The sequence below is a fragment of the Pseudomonas sp. K5002 genome, assembly GCF_013386655.1.
Classification (GTDB): Bacteria; Pseudomonadota; Gammaproteobacteria; order Pseudomonadales; family Pseudomonadaceae; genus Aquipseudomonas.
Genome location: NZ_JACARK010001211.1, coordinates 1 through 448, shown reverse-complemented (window position 1 = coordinate 448; position 448 = coordinate 1). Strand labels below are relative to the sequence as shown.

Genomic DNA, 448 nt, shown 5'->3' with positions numbered 1-448 from the left:
CAATCAACTGCCTCTGCCGTTGCTGGTGAGCACCGTGCAGTCCATCGCCCGCGTCATCAATGTGCCGCTGAGCGTGGACATCGAGGCCGGTTATTCCGACGACCCGGAGCACGTGGGCCGGGTGATCAAGGCGGTGATCGACGCCGGTGCCGTCGGGATTAACATCGAGGACGGTGCCGGCACGCCTGAACTGCTGGCCCGCAAGATCGAAGTCGCCCGTCGTGTGGCGGACAACTGTGGCGTGAAGCTGTTTATCAATGCCCGCAGCGACGTGTATTTGAAAGGATTGGCCCCGGAGCCACAGCGCCTTGAAGAACTCCTCAAGCGCGCCGCGTTGTACCAGGGCGCAGGCGCCGACGGGCTGTTTGCCGCCGGCATCCACCTGGAGCACGAAATCCAGCAGCTCTGCCAGGCGACCAACTTGCCGGTCAACGTGCTGGCCTGGGCC

Annotated in this window: 1 protein-coding gene; it reads left to right on the top strand. The window is 64.1% G+C overall.

Annotated elements, in window-relative coordinates:
- A partial coding sequence (locus tag HX846_RS35010) for an isocitrate lyase/phosphoenolpyruvate mutase family protein (protein ID WP_178967234.1) occupies nucleotides 1–448 on the top strand: 448 nt, incomplete at both ends.